Below are 16,739 nucleotides of genomic sequence, written 5' to 3'. Positions count from 1 at the left end.
TGCGTTAAAAAGAAAAGTGGCCCCGCCCTAAAAGCAAAAAGGCCCCGCCAGACTGGCGGGGCCTTTTTGTTTGACCGATTAACCGGCAACCAAAGCCGGCTTTTCCGTCAAAAGCAGAAACTACTTCTTCTTAGCAGGAGCAGCTTTCTTGGCAGCGGCCGGAGCAGCGGCTTTCTTGGCGGGAGCCGCTTTGGTAGCAGCAGCACCAGCATCACCAGCGGCGCTGTTCTTGGTGTTCTGTACTTCCGTGCGGATGGTCTGGGCCAGGTTTTTCAGCTCCTGCATGCCTTTCCGCACGCGGGTACCAGCGGCCGAGTTCTGCTTGTCGTAGAACTTCTCGAAGTCCGATTCCAGGGAGAGAACGAGGTCTTTCAGTTGGCTATAATTGCTCATGAGAAAAAGGTTGATTGGTGTGGGTTTATGTTTTTGAACGGGCCTAATATACAGGGATTTCAAATACAAGCAATAGTTGCAATTTTTTTTCAAAATGGCCCTAGCAGCTAATGAAGCTAGGTTTTACCAAAATCAAACCCCATTTCCAGAATATAATACTTTTTTAATATACTAGGAATAATACCAAAACAAGGGGGCGCTTTCCTTGCGAAAAGCGCCCCGGGCAGTTAGCATTCGAAAACCGGCCTAGCTGGCTGGCACGGCCTCCGTTTTGGAATAAAGGCCCTTATCGAGCTTCTCGGCCACTACTTCAAAGGCCTTGATGGTCTGGTCCACGTCGCTGAGCGAATGGGCGGCCGTGGGAATCAGGCGAAGCATGATGACGCCCTTGGGCACCACCGGATAAACCACGATAGAGCAGAAAATACCGTGATTTTCGCGCAAATCGAAGGTTATTTGGGTAGCGTCGGGAATTTGACCGTTCAAAAACACCGGCGTCACGGGCGAAGTCGTGGTGCCGATGTTGAAGCCTTTTTCGCGCAAACCGCTCTGCAGGGCCCGCACTACGGTCCACAGGTTGTCTTTCAGCTCGGGCTTGGTGCGCAGCAGCTCCAGGCGCTTCAAAGCGCCCACCACGAGCGGCATGGGCAGGGATTTGGCGAAAATCTGGCTGCGCATGTTGTAGCGCAAATATTCAATTACGCTTTCGGGTCCGGCGACGAAGGCACCGATGCTGGCCATGCTCTTGGCGAAGGTCGAAAAATAAAGGTCAATACCGTCCTGTACACCCTGTTCTTCACCCGTTCCGGCGCCCGTCGTGCCCATCGTGCCGAAGCCGTGGGCATCGTCGACGAAGAGGCGGAACTCGTATTTTTCCTTCATGGCTACCACGCCGCGCAGGTTGCCCTGGTTGCCCGACATGCCGAATACACCCTCGGTAATGACGAGTACGCCGCCGCCGGTTTCGTCGGTGATGCGCTTGGCCCGCTGGAGTTGCTTCTCCAGGCTCTCCATGTCGTTGTGGGTATACACGAAGCGCTTGCCCGCGTGCAGGCGCACCCCGTCGATGATGCAGGCGTGCGACTCGGCGTCGTACACAATCACGTCGTGGCGGCCTACCATGGCGTCGATAATGGATACCACGCCCTGGTAGCCGAAGTTGAGCAGCATGCAGTCGGGCTTCTGCACGAAGTCGGCCAGCTCACTTTCCAGCTGCTCGTGCAGGTTCGAGTTGCCCGACATCATGCGCGCGCCCATGGGCAGGGCCATGCCGTACTGGGCCGCGGCGTCGGCGTCGGCCTTGCGCACTTCGGGGTGGTTGGCCAGACCCAGGTAATTATTCAGACTCCAGGTAAGCACCTCTTTGCCGCGAAAAATCATACGGGGCTCGATTTCGCCTTCCAGCTTAGGGAAGGTGAAGTAGCCGTGGGCGTAGTGCGAATGGCTGCCCAGTGGGCCGCGGTTCGCGGCAATCTTTTCGAAAAGATCCACGAGGGAATGGGTTAAATGTGAAAAGGAAACAGATGGGTGGCTGGGGGTTCAACCATCCGATAAAGTACAAAGTTATGGCAATCTGCAAAAGTAGCCCCTGCACGCGAGGCTTCCAACTCCGCCAAATTTTACCCGGCCAGTTTTATGGAGTAGCTAGAATGGCGTTTCTTTGGGCTGGAATTGCTTTTTGACAGTCCTTTCAGAACGTCAAAAAGCAGAACGTCATGTCGAACAAAGTGAGACATCTCGCGCGCTGAGGTTGCAATGCCAACTGATTACTATTGCACACAAGATTCCTCGGCAAGCTCGGAATGACGTGCTTTTACACCTTACGCCTCCCCACTCTCCCACCCGATGAAAGAAATCAAGAAGCTGCTGGTCGCCAACCGCGGCGAAATTGCCCTGCGCGTACTGCGCTCGGCCAAGGAAATGGGCCTGCAGACCGTGGCCATCTATAGTGAGGCCGACCGCAACGCCCTGCACGTGCGCTACGCCGACGAGGCCGTGTGCGTGGGCGGGCCGCAGTCGTCGGAAAGCTACCTGCGCGGCGACGCCATCCTGGAAGTGTGCCGCCGCCTGCATGTGGACGCCATTCACCCCGGCTACGGCTTCTTGTCGGAAAACGCGGAGTTTGCCCGCATGGTCACCGAGGCCGGGCTGATTTTCGTGGGGCCCTCGCCCGAGGCCATGAACGTGATGGGCGACAAGCTCTCGGCCAAGCAGGCCGTGAAGGCCTATAACATCCCACTGGTGCCCGGCACCGACGAGGCTATTTCGGACGTGGAGGAAGCCAAGCGCATTGCCTCCGAAGTCGGTTTCCCCATCCTGATCAAAGCCTCGGCCGGGGGCGGCGGCAAGGGCATGCGCATCGTGAATAAATCGGAGGAGTTTGAGGAGCAGATGCAGCTGGCTATCAACGAGGCTACCTCGGCCTTTGGCGACGGCTCGGTGTTCATCGAGAAGTTCGTGACCGGCCCGCGCCACATCGAGATTCAGGTCCTGGGCGACGAGCACGGCAACATCGTGCACTTGTTTGAGCGGGAATGCTCGATTCAGCGCCGCCACCAGAAAGTCATTGAAGAAGCGCCTTCCTCGGTGCTGATGCCCGAGCTGCGGGCCGAAATGGGCCGCTGCGCCGTGGACGTGGCCCGGGCCTGCAACTACACCGGGGCCGGCACCGTGGAGTTTCTGCTGGATGACCAGCGCAACTTCTACTTCCTGGAGATGAACACCCGCCTGCAGGTGGAGCACCCCGTCACGGAGCAGATTACCGGCCTCGACCTGGTGAAAGAGCAGATCCGGGTGGCCCAGGGCCTGCCCCTACCCTTCACCCAGCAGGATTTGACCATCACCGGCCACGCCCTGGAGCTGCGCGTGTACGCCGAAGACCCGCAGAACAACTTCCTGCCCGACATCGGGACGCTGACCACCTACGTGCGCCCCCAGGGCCCGGGCGTGCGCGTCGACGACGGCTTCGAGCAGGGCATGGACATCCCGATTTATTATGACCCGATGATTGCCAAGCTCGTCACCTTCGGCAAGGACCGCACCGAGGCCATCGAGCGGATGCTACGCGCCATCGACGAGTACCAGATTACCGGCATCCAGACGACCCTGCCCTTCGGGAGCTACGTGCTCCGGCACCCGGCCTTCGTCAGCGGCAACTTCGACACGAACTTCGTGCGGGACCATTTCACGCCCGCCGACCTCGACTCGAAGCCCGACGCCACCACCGCTAAGCTCGCCGCCGTACTCACGGCCATGCTGATGAGCGAAAAGAAAGCCCCGGTAGCGACTTCCGATGCGCCGGCTACGGCCACCGGCTCCAACTGGAAGCGGAACCGGCTGGGCGTGCGGTAGGAAGTTTGAATTGTTTAAGATTTGAAAAGCCCGGCTGCTTGGTCGGGCTTTTCTAGAGCGTTCCGGCCATAAGCCGGAACGCTTTTTTTAATGAAAACCACCGTTTGCGTGAATCATCATAAAGCACGAGGGCCACAACCTGGCTTAGTGCGACGGAAAAGGTGGCGCGGCTTATTCGGGGTAGTGGTAGCGAAATCGAGCCAGCAATGCGGCCAACAAGCCCAGTGGCGCGGCCACCACCGCTGCCACGCCGGAATCGCCTCGGTGGGGCAACCACGCTAACCACTTCGGCAGCAAGGAGGGCTCAAGCTGCATTCCCAACCAAACGGCGGCACCGGTCAACAGCCAGACCGTAAGGCTGGCGCGCCACACGGGTGACTCCTTCGTGAACTCTCGAATTACATACCACGCGGCTACTAAGAGCGCTAACCAGACCAGTAGGAAGAGTAGACCCCAGACGAGCATGTTTTTGGTAAAAACAGGCCGCAATTTGCAGCGTGTAAAGGAACGCGCGTTGCGCTATTTGGACCGTTTTTCAAGACTGATATTCCGCCGTTTTACTATGCTCACCATGACCCAGCTTCTTTTCTTGTCCAGCCGCTATCTATTTCCGCTGCTGGCAAACGCGTTGTTGATCCTATGGGCGTGGTTAGGCTTTAACCAAGGCAAGGGCATTGCTTTTTTTGCCAACGATGTTGTGGGCCTCATGTTAACACTCCCGTTACTCGTGTTCGTTAACCTCCTCTGCTGGACCGTCACCTTATGCTTAAAGAGGGAAGAATGGGCCAAAGGGTTCGGCATACTAGGCTTGCTCTCACTGGTGATAACCCTGATAGTCTGGATTGACGGGTTTCTCAGCGGTGCGACATCCTAAGGTGTCTTCTGCTAATCAAACCCTCCTTTGAACTACTGCCCATGCCCATCTACTGGTATGGAAAAGTAGCCCTACAGAGCAGATTGAGTTAAATAAACTGGTTCACCTTACCAAGTTCAGAAAATATAGAGTTGCGATGAGTTTTGTGTACTCCCCCTCGCACTAGCCCAGCGACTGCCGCTCCGCAGCTTTCCTACCGGCGCGAGTGTAGGCGCAGCCCTAGCTTGGGACCAGCCATACCGGGGAGGTTGTACTCCACTACCGAGCCAGCGGCAACCGAAACCGCGCCGCCTGGAGAAATCTGGGCGGCGTGCTCATTCTAGTGGGCCAGGCACGGCCTCCCGGTATGATTCGGCATAGCTGACGGCGGCGTCTACACGCGCGGCTGCACCTGCTTGGTATGTCATCTATTTTGAGCTTTTTTAAAATAGATGACAAACGTCACTGGGCATGTTGTCATCTATTTTTAGATTTCACAAAATAGATGACAACATTACTTTATGGCACGGCGCGCGCGAAATAGGACTACGCTGGTTTTTCGGGTAAGAACCTGGTTTGGACTGCAACAGGACGAGCTGGCCCTGTACCTGGGCGTGAGCAAGGCCACGGTGCAGAGCATGGAGAGTCAGCGCGTCGGCATCGGCCCGGCGGTGAGCGGGCCCCTATTGCTACTGCTGGCCCAGCTGCCTCCACCGGTTCCGGCCACGGCCGAAACGGCGGCGATGCCGCTCCCGCCGCCACCTACCGAACTAGTTCCCAATTCCGCTGAGCCCCCCGAGGCCGCCGAGCTTGATTTTCGCCGCCGCGTGTGCCTGTATCAGGCCGCCGGCCTGAAAGACCAGGCCGATAAGCTCGCCCTACAAGCTGCAACCCGGGCGCGGTGGGCCCAGGCCCTACCCGCGTTGTTGGCGGCCTATCCTGCTCCCACCACCGAGGAAGTAGCGGCCGATGATGACGCGCTACGGCACCACGCCTGGCTACTCAGCTGGCTGCACTTCCGCGCCCGGCCCCTACCCGCCGCCGACGTCACCCGCTGGCACCTGCTGCAGGCCCGCATTGCCGCCCTGGAAACCGAAGCCGCTGCTTTGGCGGCCACCCTGGCTACCCTGCAAAGCACTTCACCCAGCCGCCCGCAGAGTAGCGAGGTAACTGGGTGAAATGCTTTACGGAGGGCCTATACGCTGGTGGTTTACCGCTGTGCTTTACATACAGTCAGTTTCCCGGGAGCGGTACTGCTGGAGGGCCAGCAGCTCGCGCTGCACCCGCAGCTGCCACTGCTGCTGGGGCTCGGGGAGCAGGCCGTGGGTGGTTTCGGCATCGTAGAGGTCATCCAGGGCGCGCCGATCCTCCAGCAGGCACTGGATGTCTTCCCGAAGCTGGGCCTGGCGCAGGGCGGCTTGCAGAGGGTCGGCGGGCTGCGTGGTCCGGGTGGCCTGGTAGGTGGCGTGCCGCTGCCGGATGCGGCGGGCGGTGAGTTCGGCAATGTCGAAGTGCAGCTGCTCGTGGGCCAGCAGCCGGTCCGGATTGCGGACTACGCTGGTGGAGTTGCCCACGGTCTGCCCGCCGGGGTCAAACCAGGATTTGTCCTTGAGAAAGCGCACGGTAACGGTGAAGACCACCCGCTGCTCGGCCGTGGTAAAGGACCAGACCCGGACCTCGGCGTGCGTGGCGGCCAGCAGCGGCTCGGGCCCGGCTTCCGGGGAGGCGGTGAAGTCGCGCTGCCTGAGGCGCACGTTTTCCTGCCAGCACACACTGTTGCCAGGCGTTTGCCCCCAGCCGGCATGCGCTGCGCCGATGCCGAAAACCACCAGGCATTTTCCTATTAGACCGCGCAAAGGGCGCAGATACTGACTGAAGGGCAGCGGAATTATCATACCGGCTTACGGGGAGGCACATATCTGATGATGCAGCTCCAACACCCCAACGCTGGCCTTTCGTTCGGCAATTGGCACCAGAAAATAACACCACTCCGGCCAGAAGCCAAACAGCCGCCCCGACACGCTCGGGGCGGCTGTTTGGCTGCCGGTCCTGGGTAGAAGTCCGGTGTACTTACTTGTCCCATTGTAAAAAGCCCGGACGCTTTACCGGCGCGATGTCCCTGGGTTTCACAATTCGTTGCATCAGGCGCCGGTTCTGCTCATAATCAAACAGGCCTTTGCGGCAGGTAATGACTCTATTCTGGCTCGTCAGCCGGACCAGCAGCATCCGCTTGAGGGTGTCATCTATAAACGTAACGTCGTACTCCCCGGCAAAGAGCGGACTTTGCTTGGCGTGAATCGTCAGCTTTTTGGTCTCCTCATCCACCGTCCAGCCCCCGCTGCCGGCACTGGAGAGCCCGGCACACGGCCCTCCGTTAGGATCCTTAGGAAACGTACAGCCTGCGTTAGACTTCAGATGGATAAGACTGGTCCACAAACAGTCCGTAACGTCCTGCTTCCCGACTCTAAAGGAATCGATGCTCCATAGTCCCTCCAGAGCTTCGCGTTGGTCATGGCTGGTGCAGGCCGAAATACAGCTGCCCAGCAGCAAAAGCAAGTAGCCCCAGAGCGTACGATGCAACGTATTGCGCATGACTGCTAATGACTTCATTCGTCGAAATTCAGCTCGGTCAGTTGCCCAACAAGCTAATACGGCTTACAGATCAGCTGCTTTAAATCAGGGTCGTAATGTCGCGCACGCCCACGGGCCGCTGCCGGGTGAAACCCTCCCCGAACTCGACGCCGATGATGTGGCCAAACTCCCGGGCCCGGGCTTCCATAAACTGGCTGAACACCGGCGTGGAAAGGTAAGTGGTGGGCTCCTGGCTGTTGGGGTCGAAAAACTGGGTTTTATAGGCCTGAATGGACGCCCACTTACCGGGCCAGAACTCAGAGATGTCGACCACGAAGTCGGGGGCAATCTGGCGGTCCTGGATGTAGTGGTACACGGTGCGGGGGCGCCAGGGCTGCTGGGGCTGCCCGTCGGCGTCGAAGGTTTCAATCATGCGCAGGCCGCTCAGAAAGCAGGCTTCGGAGGCCAGCTGGGCCCCGCGGCCGTGGTCGGGGTGCCGGTCGTGGATGGCGTTGCAGAGCACCACGTCGGGCTGGTAGCGGCGCAGGGCCGCAATGAGCGGCAGCTGGTGCTCCCGGTCGTTGCGGAAGAAGCCGTCGGGCAAGCCCAGGTTTTCGCGCGCGCTCAGCCCCAGAATCCGGCTGGCGGCCTCGGCTTCGGCGGCCCGGGTAGCCGGCGTGCCGCGCGTGCCCAGCTCCCCGCGGGTGAAGTCCACGATGCCGATTTTCTTGCCCATCGCCGCGGCCGCCAGCAAGGTACCGGCGGCCGACATTTCAACATCATCAGGATGGGAGCCCAAGGCCAGAATATCGAGTTTCATTGGGAAATGGTGAGATGGTGAGTTGTTGTTCTGTACTGCAATCCGGCTGTCATTCTTGATCTGGCATACGCTTGTGAAGGCCCTTGCTCGCCTATCCCACTGCAGCCTACTAAATGCACAAAGCCCTTTACCAGTAGAGCGGTAAAGGGCTTTATACGTTGAAGAAGGCTTTTCACTTAGTTGAGGAAGGTCCTTCGCAGGGCTCAGGATGACAGATAAGAGGCAGCTTCTGCCCTACTTAATCCGCAGGGTTTTGCCGGGGCGCAGGGTTTTCACGTTGCCGTTCAGACGCCGGATTTGGGCCTGGGAAACGCCGTACTTCTGGGCTACTTCCGAAATGGTGTCGCCGCTGCGGATACGGTGGGTAACTATCCGGCGGGCCGCGGAAGCACTGCTACGCTGCTTGGCGGCGGCTTTGGCCCGCAGAGCCTTGCTGTAATAGTCAAACAGGGCCGAGGTAATCTGGAAGTTGTCCTTGAGCAGCTTGTAGTCGGGAAAGTCGTACATGCGCTCCGGGTCGATGGGGTTGCCCTCGTAGCGCACCTCGAAGTGCAGGTGGGAGCCCGTGCTGCGCCCCGTGCTGCCCCCGCGCCCAATGAGCTGCCCGGCCTTGACGAAGGTACCGGGGGCTACTAGGGCCTTGCTCAAATGGCCGTAGAGGGTTTCCACGCCGTTGTAGTGGCGCACGAGCAGATAGTTGCCGTAGCCGCCGCCGTCCCACTTCGAAATGCGCACCACGCCATCAAACGCGGCCCGCACCGAGTCGCCCGTTTCCAGGTCCAGATCCACGCCGTAGTGCCAGCGGTAGCCACGGAAGCCGAAGTCGGACGTGAGCGGGGTCGTGCGCAGGGGCATCTTGGCGAAGCGCTGCTTGCTGGGGTCGGTGAGCCGCAGGTTTAGGGTATCCCGGATGCGGCGGCCATCCACCCGGTAGGGGTTGATGTTGCGCGTATCCCAGATAGCATAATAGCCGGCCACCTTAATCCAGGAGCTGTCGATGAGGACCTCCTCCGACATTTCCACAATCTGCTGCTCGCCCTCGTTGAGCGTAGTTGTGTCCTCGCTGACGATGGAAAGCTTCTTGGCCGGATTGAAGAAAATCGACTTGGCCTCGTCCGAGTTGTCGTCGGGCAAATCCTTGGTTTCAATCAGAATCGTGGTATCGGGCCGCACGTAGCGGATTTTGGGCGACTTAATCCGGAAGAAGTCCTTCCGCTTACCCGCCGGGCCGGCCTTGGCCTTGGGTTCCGGTACTTTCCGGCGCTGAGCCAGCACCCGCTCCGGCGCCACCACCAGCAGCACGAGCAGCAGCAACGGCCCCAGCCAGTATTTCACAAATTTCAACAAGAGCAAAAGATAGAAGGTGAAATTGTGAAGTTGTGAAGTTGTGAAATTGAGAGTTAATGTTCCTCCACGCTACACGGCGCCAGAAGTACCAGAACTCACAATTTCACAACTTCACAATTTCACCACTAATGTACTCCCAGCGCGGCCAGGTAGCGTTCGGCGTCCAGGGCGGCCATGCAGCCCGAGCCGGCGGCCGTCACGGCCTGGCGGTAGGTGAAGTCCTGCACGTCGCCGCAGGCAAAGACGCCGTCGACGTTGGTTTTGGCCGAGCCGGGAATCGTTTTGAGGTAGCCCTGCTCGTCGTGGTGCAGGTAGGGCTGGAAAATCTTGGAGTTGGGCTCGTGGCCGATTGCCACGAAGAAGCCTTCAACGGTCAACTCCCGCGTTTCGTGCGTGAGCAGGTTTTTCACCCGCACGCCTTCCACGGCAAACTGCCCCAGAATCTCGTCGGTAGCCGTATCGAAGAGCACCTCAATCTTGGGGTTGTCGAGCACGCGCTTCTGCATGATCTTCGAAGCCCGCATCTCCCCTTTCCGCACCAGCATGTACACCTTATTGCAGAGGTTGGCCAGGTAGGTCGCTTCCTCGGCAGCCGTGTCGCCGGCCCCCACAATAGCCACGTCCTTGCCGCGGTAGAAGAACCCGTCGCACACGGCGCAGGCCGACACGCCCGACCCGTTCAGCCGTGCCTCCGACTCCAGACCCAGCCACTTGGCCGAGGCTCCGGTGGCAATGATGACGGCATCGGCCGTAATCTGCTTGTTTTCGTCGATGGTTACCCGGTGCGGGTGGCCCGAGAAGTCAACGGCCGTGGCCAGCCCATAGCGGATATCGGTACCGAAGCGGGCGGCCTGCTTCTTGAGGTCTTCCATCATTTCCGGACCCATCACGCCGTCGGGGTAGCCGGGGAAGTTTTCAACGTCGTTGGTAATCGTCAGCTGGCCGCCGGGCTGCAAGCCCTGGTACATAACGGGCGCCATATTGGCTCGGGCGGCATATATAGCGGCCGTGTAGCCCGCGGGCCCCGAACCGATAATGAGACACTTAACGTGCTCCGTGGTATTGTCCATGAGAGTAGGAATGGCAATTTGAACTGCAAAAGTAAGCTTCCCGCGGCTTTTCAACCGCCGGGGGCCAACATTGGTTGGTATAGCCTAAACTGAGCCATAACCCCGGGTATGCCGAAACGGCAGAGCTGGGGTTGGCAAGACCAACCAGAACGTCAGGAGCCGGGACGAGCGGCATCATCATAGCGGGACCGGACTGTACTTTTCCGGCGTAGTTGACTTACCCCCAAAGAAAAACCCCAACGTTGGGTTGGGGTTTTTCTGGGCGGATAAGTAAAAAACTTATCCCAGGTAGGGCTTCAGGGCCTTGCTGCGCGAGGTGTGGCGCAGGCGGCGAATGGCTTTTTCCTTGATCTGGCGCACCCGCTCGCGGGTCAGGTTGAACTTCTCGCCAATCTCTTCCAGGGTCAGGGAATGCTCGCCGTTGAGGCCGAAATACAGGGTAATCACGTCGGCTTCGCGCTTGGTGAGCGTGCTCAGGGCGCGCTGCACTTCCTTGCGGAGCGAGTCGTTCATCAGGCCGGTATCGGGCGACTCCTCGTCTTCGTTTTCCAGCACGTCGAGCAGGCGGTTCTCCTCACCTTGCACGAAGGGAGCATCTACCGACACGTGACGGCCCGAAATCTTGAGCGTATCCACAACTTCAGAGGTCGTGAGCTCCAGGACTTCGGCAATTTCTTCGGGCGAGGGCTCGCGCTCGAATTTCTGCTCCAGCTCGGAAAACGACTTGGAAATCTTATTCAGCGAACCTACGCGGTTCAGGGGCAAGCGCACGATGCGGGACTGCTCGGCCAGGGCCTGCAGAATCGACTGGCGAATCCACCATACGGCGTAGGAAATGAATTTAAAGCCCCGGGTTTCGTCGAAGCGCTTGGCCGCTTTGATCAAGCCCAGGTTGCCCTCGTTGATCAAGTCGCCCAAGGACAAGCCCTGGTTCTGGTATTGTTTGGCCACCGACACCACGAAGCGCAGGTTGGCTTTGGTCAGCTTTTCCAGCGCTTGCTGGTCGCCTTCTCGTATGCGTTGCGCCAGCGTTACCTCCTCGTCGGGGGTTAGCAAATCCACCTTACCAATCTCCTGGAGGTATTTGTCCAGCGACTGGCTTTCGCGGTTGGTGATTTGCTTGCTGATCTTTAGCTGTCTCATTGCGGGCGCGGAAGTAGAGTATTTCTGAAAATGTTAAACATCGTTGTACCCTTTCTACGGGTACCGGCTGATTGTGACCAACATGCCGGTACCCGCGAAAGTTCTACAGCAGGAAAATGGTTAGGCTTGCGCTTCGCCGTTGCTGCTGGCAGCACGCTCGGGCTTAGGTAGTAACACCTTGCGCGAGAGACGGTATTTACCCGTTTTCTTGTCGATGTCCAACAGCTTCACGTCGATTTCCTGGCCTACTTCCAGCACGCCTTCCAGCGTGGCCAGCCGCTCGTGCGACACCTCGGAAATGTGCAACAGGCCATCTTTGCCCGGCATGATTTCCACGAAGGCGCCGTAGGGCTGAATGCTGCGCACCTTGCCCTTGTAGGTTTCGCCCACCTCGGGCGTCGCGGCAATGGCGCGGATGCGGCCGATGGCGGCTTCCATGTCTTCCTGGTTGGAAGCGTAGATGCTCACGTGGCCTTTCTCGTCCTTCTCCTCGATGATAACCGTGGCGTTGGTGTCCTTCTGGATCTGCTGGATGACTTTGCCACCGGGCCCGATTACGGCGCCGATGTACTCTTTGTCAATCAGCATCTTGTGCGAGCGGGGCGTGTGGGGCTTCAGCTCGGCGGCAGGCTGGCTGATGGTCTTGGCCATCTCACCCAGGATGTGCAGGCGGCCTTCGCGGGCCTGGTGCAGGGCGGCCGTCATGATTTCGTTGCTCAGGCCCTGGATTTTGATGTCCATCTGGCAAGCCACGATACCTTTCTCGGTGCCGGTTACTTTGAAGTCCATGTCGCCGAGGTGGTCCTCGTCACCCAGGATGTCGGACAGCACGGCGTATTCGCCGGTTTCCTTGTCCTGCACGAGGCCCATGGCAATACCCGAAACGGCGGCGCGCACGGGAATACCAGCGTCCATCAGCGCCATCGAGCCGGCGCAAACCGTGGCCATCGAGCTAGAGCCATTCGACTCCAGGATGTCCGACACGATGCGTACGGTGTAGGGGTTCTCGTCGTCGGAAGGCATTACCTTCTTCAAGGAGCGCAGGGCCAGGTTGCCGTGGCCGATTTCGCGGCGGCCGGGGCCGCGGTTGGGCTTCACCTCACCGGTCGAGAAGGCCGGGAAGTTATAGTGCAGCATGAATTTGCTGTAGCCCGAGGTCATGGCCGTGTCGATGATCTGCTCATCGAGCTTGGTGCCCAGGGCTACCGTGGTCAGCGACTGGGTTTCACCGCGGGTAAACAGGGCCGAGCCGTGAGCACCGGGCAGGTAGTTCACCTCGCTCCAGATGGGGCGAATCTGGGTCAGGGCGCGGCCGTCGAGGCGGGTGCGCTCCTTAATCATCATGTCGCGGATGGCTTTCTTTTCAGCCGAGGCGTAGTAGCGGCCGAACATTTTCATGTCCAGCTCGGGCTGCTCTTCCAGCAGCTTTTCGGTCAGCGACTTTTTGATAGCGCCAAAGCCTTCCTTGCGGCCGGCTTTGCTGGTGTTGCCCGACTTGGCTACTTCGTAGGCCTGCTGGTACACCTCCTGGATGATGCGCTGCTTCAGCTCGTCGTTTTCCTCGTACTTGGGATACTCACGCTTCACGTGGGATTTGGCAACTTCAGCGGCCAATTCCTGCTGCACGCGCACCTGCTCCTTGATGGCTTCGTGGGCGTAGGCAATGGCTTCCACCATTTCTTCCTCGCTCACTTCGTTCATCTCACCTTCCACCATGGCTACCGAATCGGCGGTGGCACCTACAATCAGGTCGATGTCGGCGCGGGCAATGTCGGCCGTCAAAGGGTTGATCTGCAGCTTGCCGTCGATGCGGGCCACGCGAACCTCCGAAATGGGGCCGGCGAAGGGAATATCCGAAATCGAGAGGGCAGCCGAGGCGGCCAGGGCGGCCAGCGCGTCGGGCTGCACGGTCTTATCGGCCGAAATCAGGGTAATCATTACCTGCACCTCGTAGTGATAGTCCTTGGGGAACATCGGGCGCAGGATGCGGTCCACGATGCGGCAGACCAGAATCTCGTAGTCCGACAGGCGGCCTTCGCGGCGCTGGAACGAGCCGGGAATGTTGCCGGCGCCGCCGAACTTTTCTTGGTAATCAACCGACAACGGCAGAAAATCCACGTCGCCACGGGCGCTGGGCTGCGACACGACGGTAGCCAGCAGCATCGCGTCGCCGAGGCGCACGACTACGGCACCATCCGCGAATTTGGCCAGCTTGCCGGTTTCGATGGAAATCTGCCGACCATCGGGCAGGGTAATGCTTTTGGTAATAGCGGTGTAATTGGGCATCTTCTCAGTTTGCTTGAAAAAGCGACAGCGGGCGAGCAGCCTGGAAAAACAAAGTCCGGCATCGGACCTGGTTTTGCTCTGGGGTAAGCGCGAATCGTAAGGGCAACAACCCGCTGGCACCGATTCGTTACCAGCTAGGCCAAAAAAAGAGCAGGGAACCTTCGTAAAAAGGCTCCCTGCTCCAGGCGGGCGAGGTTACTTGCGGATACCCAGCTCTTTAATGATTGCGCGGTAGCGGTTGATTTCGCGGTGCTGCAGGTAGTCCAGCAGGCGGCGACGCTTACCCACGAGCTTCAGCAGGCCCAGACGGGTCGAGAAGTCCTTCTTGTTCACCTTCAGGTGCTCGGTCAGGTGAATGATGCGGTGCGTAAACAGGGCAATTTGCGATTCAGCCGAACCCGTGTCGGTTGCAGTCTTGGTCAGGCTGTTCTTCGCGAAGATTTCCTGCTTAATTTCGGTAGTGAGTTTCATCGGCAGATAGGTTTTCCCCGTCTTGGATTAAATATGAAAAGAAAAGTCACCCCGCACCTCGGGGTGGCCGCAAAGGTAGGGGTTTTATGTTGAATGTGCTAATGGAGAATGTGAGGAATGTACTAAATGTGGGGAATGTGCCATGGCGAGCAGCGCGAAGCCATCCGTCCGCTGAAATGCGCCCAATCTTCTAAAGTGAAAAGCCCTTTCCTACGCACGTAGGAAAGGGCTTTTTGGGGAAAAGGCTATGCCTGCGCAGAGGGCAGATGGCCACGGCTGCGCCTCGCAAGGACAGCTGATTAGCACATCAGCACATTCCAACACATCAGCACATTAACATTACTAAGAAGCCGCTTTCTTGTAGCCGCGCAGGGGCAGCTTGATTTTGCGGAAGAGGCGGCCGAAGATGTCGGTTTCGAGTAGACCGGAGTCGCGGCGGGCCTGGTTGAGGAAGAACAGGCCCACGGGCAGCAGCAGCACGGTAGCCATCCAGACGCCCGAGGCCACGGGCATCACACCTTCGCGGGCGTACTTCTCGCCGATGATGGACAAGACGTAATAGACGATGAAAAAGACAATGGAAATCAGCACTGGCACGCCCAAACCGCCTTTTTTGATGATGGCCCCGAGCGGCGCCCCTATCAAAAACATGAGCAGCACGGCCACCGACTGGGTATACTTTTTGTAGATTTCGATGCGGAAGTTACCGGCTTCCTTGGCCAGATTACTCATGTGCTCGGAGGAGCTGCCCACGTAGGTACGCAGGTTGCGCACCCGGTTTTCGGCCTGATCCAGCAGGTTGGTATTGACTACAGGCAACTTCGTAGTGGGCACCTGCCAGTTTTCGACCCGCTGGCGCAAAGCCTGCCCAGTCGTATCCAGGCGCAGGTACACGTAATACGGGTTGAGTTGCCGCGGAAACTGCTGCCGCTCAACTACCAGCTTGTTATGCAGCGAGTCGGTGAATTGCTGCAGCTGGGGAATATTCTTCATCATCTTGTTTTCCGCGAACAGCTTCTTGTCCGTCAGGCTCAGATTAAACGAAGACAGGGAAAACGTAATCAGGTTACGGTCGAAAGCCTGACGGTAGAAAGATGCCCCGGCCCGGTCGCGGGCGTCGGGTTGCTCAATGTAGGTGCGGCCGTGAAACAACTCCAGGCTTAGGTAGCCACCGTTGAAGCGGGTAAACATGCGGCCGGAGTCGGCTAGAATAACGGTGGCGTTACCTTGGCCGTTGCGGTGGTCGTAGATCATAACGCCTTTGAGCCGGTCGCCGTTCTCGCCTTCCTTTTTATTGACTTTAATCGTGATGCCGGGTAAACCGTTGTAAAATACCCCTTCGCGGATATCGAGGGCCAGTTTTTGCTGGCGCACGTCCCAGAGTAGGCTGAAAGTTTCCAGGTTGGCGCTGGGCACAATGCGGTTGTTGAACCAGAAAGCCAAGCCGGCCAGGACCACGCTCAAAATCATGACTGGCCGCAGAATGCGCAGCAGCGAAATACCCGAGCTCTTAATGGCCGTCAGCTCGTGGTGCTCGCCCAAATTACCGTAGGTCATCAAGGACGACAAGAGCACGGCCAGCGGCAGGGCCGTGGGAATGGTAATCACGCTGAACATCATGATCAGCTTGGTAATTACCTGCCAGCCCAGGTCTTTCCCGATCAAGTCGTCCATGTACTTGAGCAGGGTCACCATGAGCAGGATGAACTGCACCACGGCGAAAGTGAGCAGAAAGGGCCCGGCAAAGGCCCGGAGAATCAGTTTATCGAGTTTTTTCATGACAGGCTCTCCCCTGCCCGCCCACTCTGTGCGGGCGCCGCGGGGGAGCAAAAGACAAACGAAGATACGGCCCGTTTTGCTCTTGCTCCCCCAAGTTTATTTTTCGGGTTTCAGCCCCCTACCAGTTCGCGCAGCTTCAGAATCAGGCTTTCCCACATTTCCTGCAGCTCCACGTCGTCGGTTTCTTCCGAGTAGTCAATCACGCGCAGGTACACTTCCTGGGTTAGCTGCGACTCTTCCAGGCTAAAATCCAGATAGTTGGCGTCGGGGGTGTGGCGCTTGTTGTGGTCGAGGAAAACGTAGCGCACCGAGCGGTTGGTGCGGTGGGAATTCATCTCGGCAAAATGCGACTGGTTGTCCCAGATAAAATTGTAGCGGTGATCTTCATCAATGCGCACATCCTGGCAAAACCATTGCGACAAACCCGAGGCCGAAGCCAGGTACGGGTAAAGGATTTTGGGCGAAGCGTTTACGGGTAATTCGACCGTAAAACGGTGTTTGGAACGAGTAGCGGAAAGCGGCATAAGCAAAACAAAACGGGAGAAAAAGGAGAGAACCCGCGGTGGAGGCACCATGGGCTGAGCCAATATACACGGCTTTTTTTTTACACAGGACTTGCGCCTATCGAAATCTTGTCATTACCTTTGCACCACCA

At 58.4% G+C, this 16,739-nt stretch carries 14 protein-coding genes and 1 pseudogene; 3 read left to right on the top strand and 12 right to left on the bottom strand.

Features of this window, described 5'->3' with window-relative positions; translation table 11 throughout:
* Positions 1 to 222 precede the first annotated feature (222 nt).
* Together CLV45_RS25545 and CLV45_RS09020 are read right to left on the bottom strand one after the other, a co-directional pair.
* Positions 223 to 393 (bottom strand): annotated as a pseudogene (locus CLV45_RS25545) (histone H1); the annotation flags it as partial.
* A 246-nt stretch (positions 394 to 639) separates the two neighbouring features.
* Entirely contained in the window at positions 640 to 1,884 is a 1,245-nt protein-coding gene (locus CLV45_RS09020) for an aminotransferase class I/II-fold pyridoxal phosphate-dependent enzyme (RefSeq protein WP_100336027.1), read from the bottom strand.
* 354 nt (positions 1,885 to 2,238) lie between these two features.
* Here CLV45_RS09020 and accC point away from each other — a divergent pair, with 354 nt between their 5' ends.
* The 3 genes from accC to CLV45_RS09000 all read left to right on the top strand — a co-directional run bounded on the left by accC (position 2,239) and on the right by CLV45_RS09000 (position 5,775).
* A complete protein-coding gene (gene accC / locus CLV45_RS09015) occupies positions 2,239 to 3,744 on the top strand; it encodes an acetyl-CoA carboxylase biotin carboxylase subunit (RefSeq protein WP_100336026.1) in 1,506 nt (501 codons plus the stop codon).
* 571 nt (positions 3,745 to 4,315) lie between these two features.
* Positions 4,316 to 4,618: a hypothetical protein gene (locus tag CLV45_RS09005; RefSeq protein ID WP_170061832.1), complete on the top strand. Its 303-nt coding sequence runs from the start codon at positions 4,316 to 4,318 to the stop codon at positions 4,616 to 4,618.
* A gap of 500 nt (positions 4,619 to 5,118) precedes the next feature.
* Positions 5,119 to 5,775, top strand: a complete 657-nt coding sequence (locus CLV45_RS09000) for a helix-turn-helix domain-containing protein (protein WP_100336023.1) — start codon at positions 5,119 to 5,121, stop codon at positions 5,773 to 5,775.
* Positions 5,776 to 5,820: 45 nt separating this feature from the next.
* On the opposite strand, the gene CLV45_RS08995 is transcribed toward CLV45_RS09000, so the two are convergent.
* From CLV45_RS08995 to CLV45_RS08950, 10 genes are all read right to left on the bottom strand, one after another.
* A complete protein-coding gene (locus CLV45_RS08995; RefSeq protein WP_157807385.1) occupies positions 5,821 to 6,492 on the bottom strand; it encodes a hypothetical protein in 672 nt (223 codons plus the stop codon).
* Between the two features lie 175 nt (positions 6,493 to 6,667).
* Positions 6,668 to 7,189, bottom strand: a complete 522-nt coding sequence (locus tag CLV45_RS08990; RefSeq protein ID WP_157807384.1) for a hypothetical protein — start codon at positions 7,187 to 7,189, stop codon at positions 6,668 to 6,670.
* A 79-nt stretch (positions 7,190 to 7,268) separates the two neighbouring features.
* Entirely contained in the window at positions 7,269 to 7,988 is a 720-nt protein-coding gene (gene bshB1, locus CLV45_RS08985; protein WP_100336020.1) for a bacillithiol biosynthesis deacetylase BshB1, read from the bottom strand.
* A 234-nt stretch (positions 7,989 to 8,222) separates the two neighbouring features.
* A complete protein-coding gene (locus CLV45_RS25540; protein WP_317045097.1) occupies positions 8,223 to 9,323 on the bottom strand; it encodes a M23 family metallopeptidase in 1,101 nt (366 codons plus the stop codon).
* 137 nt (positions 9,324 to 9,460) lie between these two features.
* Positions 9,461 to 10,405 (bottom strand): thioredoxin-disulfide reductase, encoded by a 945-nt coding sequence (gene trxB / locus CLV45_RS08975; RefSeq protein ID WP_100336019.1) that lies wholly within the window; start codon positions 10,403 to 10,405, stop codon positions 9,461 to 9,463.
* A gap of 279 nt (positions 10,406 to 10,684) precedes the next feature.
* Entirely contained in the window at positions 10,685 to 11,548 is an 864-nt protein-coding gene (locus tag CLV45_RS08970) for a sigma-70 family RNA polymerase sigma factor (protein WP_073111364.1), read from the bottom strand.
* A gap of 120 nt (positions 11,549 to 11,668) precedes the next feature.
* Complete coding sequence (gene pnp, locus CLV45_RS08965) at positions 11,669 to 13,834, bottom strand: polyribonucleotide nucleotidyltransferase (protein ID WP_100336018.1); 2,166 nt, start codon at positions 13,832 to 13,834, stop codon at positions 11,669 to 11,671.
* A 195-nt stretch (positions 13,835 to 14,029) separates the two neighbouring features.
* Positions 14,030 to 14,305 carry a 30S ribosomal protein S15 gene (gene rpsO, locus CLV45_RS08960; RefSeq protein WP_100336017.1) on the bottom strand — a complete coding sequence of 92 codons (276 nt, stop codon included), beginning with the start codon at positions 14,303 to 14,305 and terminating at the stop codon, positions 14,030 to 14,032.
* A 342-nt stretch (positions 14,306 to 14,647) separates the two neighbouring features.
* Positions 14,648 to 16,084, bottom strand: a complete 1,437-nt coding sequence (locus CLV45_RS08955; RefSeq protein WP_100336016.1) for an LptF/LptG family permease — start codon at positions 16,082 to 16,084, stop codon at positions 14,648 to 14,650.
* Between the two features lie 110 nt (positions 16,085 to 16,194).
* Positions 16,195 to 16,608: an START-like domain-containing protein gene (locus CLV45_RS08950; RefSeq protein ID WP_100336015.1), complete on the bottom strand. Its 414-nt coding sequence runs from the start codon at positions 16,606 to 16,608 to the stop codon at positions 16,195 to 16,197.
* Positions 16,609 to 16,739 lie beyond the last annotated feature (131 nt).

Origin of the sequence: Hymenobacter chitinivorans DSM 11115, assembly GCF_002797555.1 — a bacterium.
Classification (GTDB): domain Bacteria; phylum Bacteroidota; class Bacteroidia; order Cytophagales; family Hymenobacteraceae; genus Hymenobacter; species Hymenobacter chitinivorans.
The sequence above is the reverse complement of the archived record's forward strand: the minus strand, read 5'-3'. Positions and strand labels throughout refer to the sequence as shown.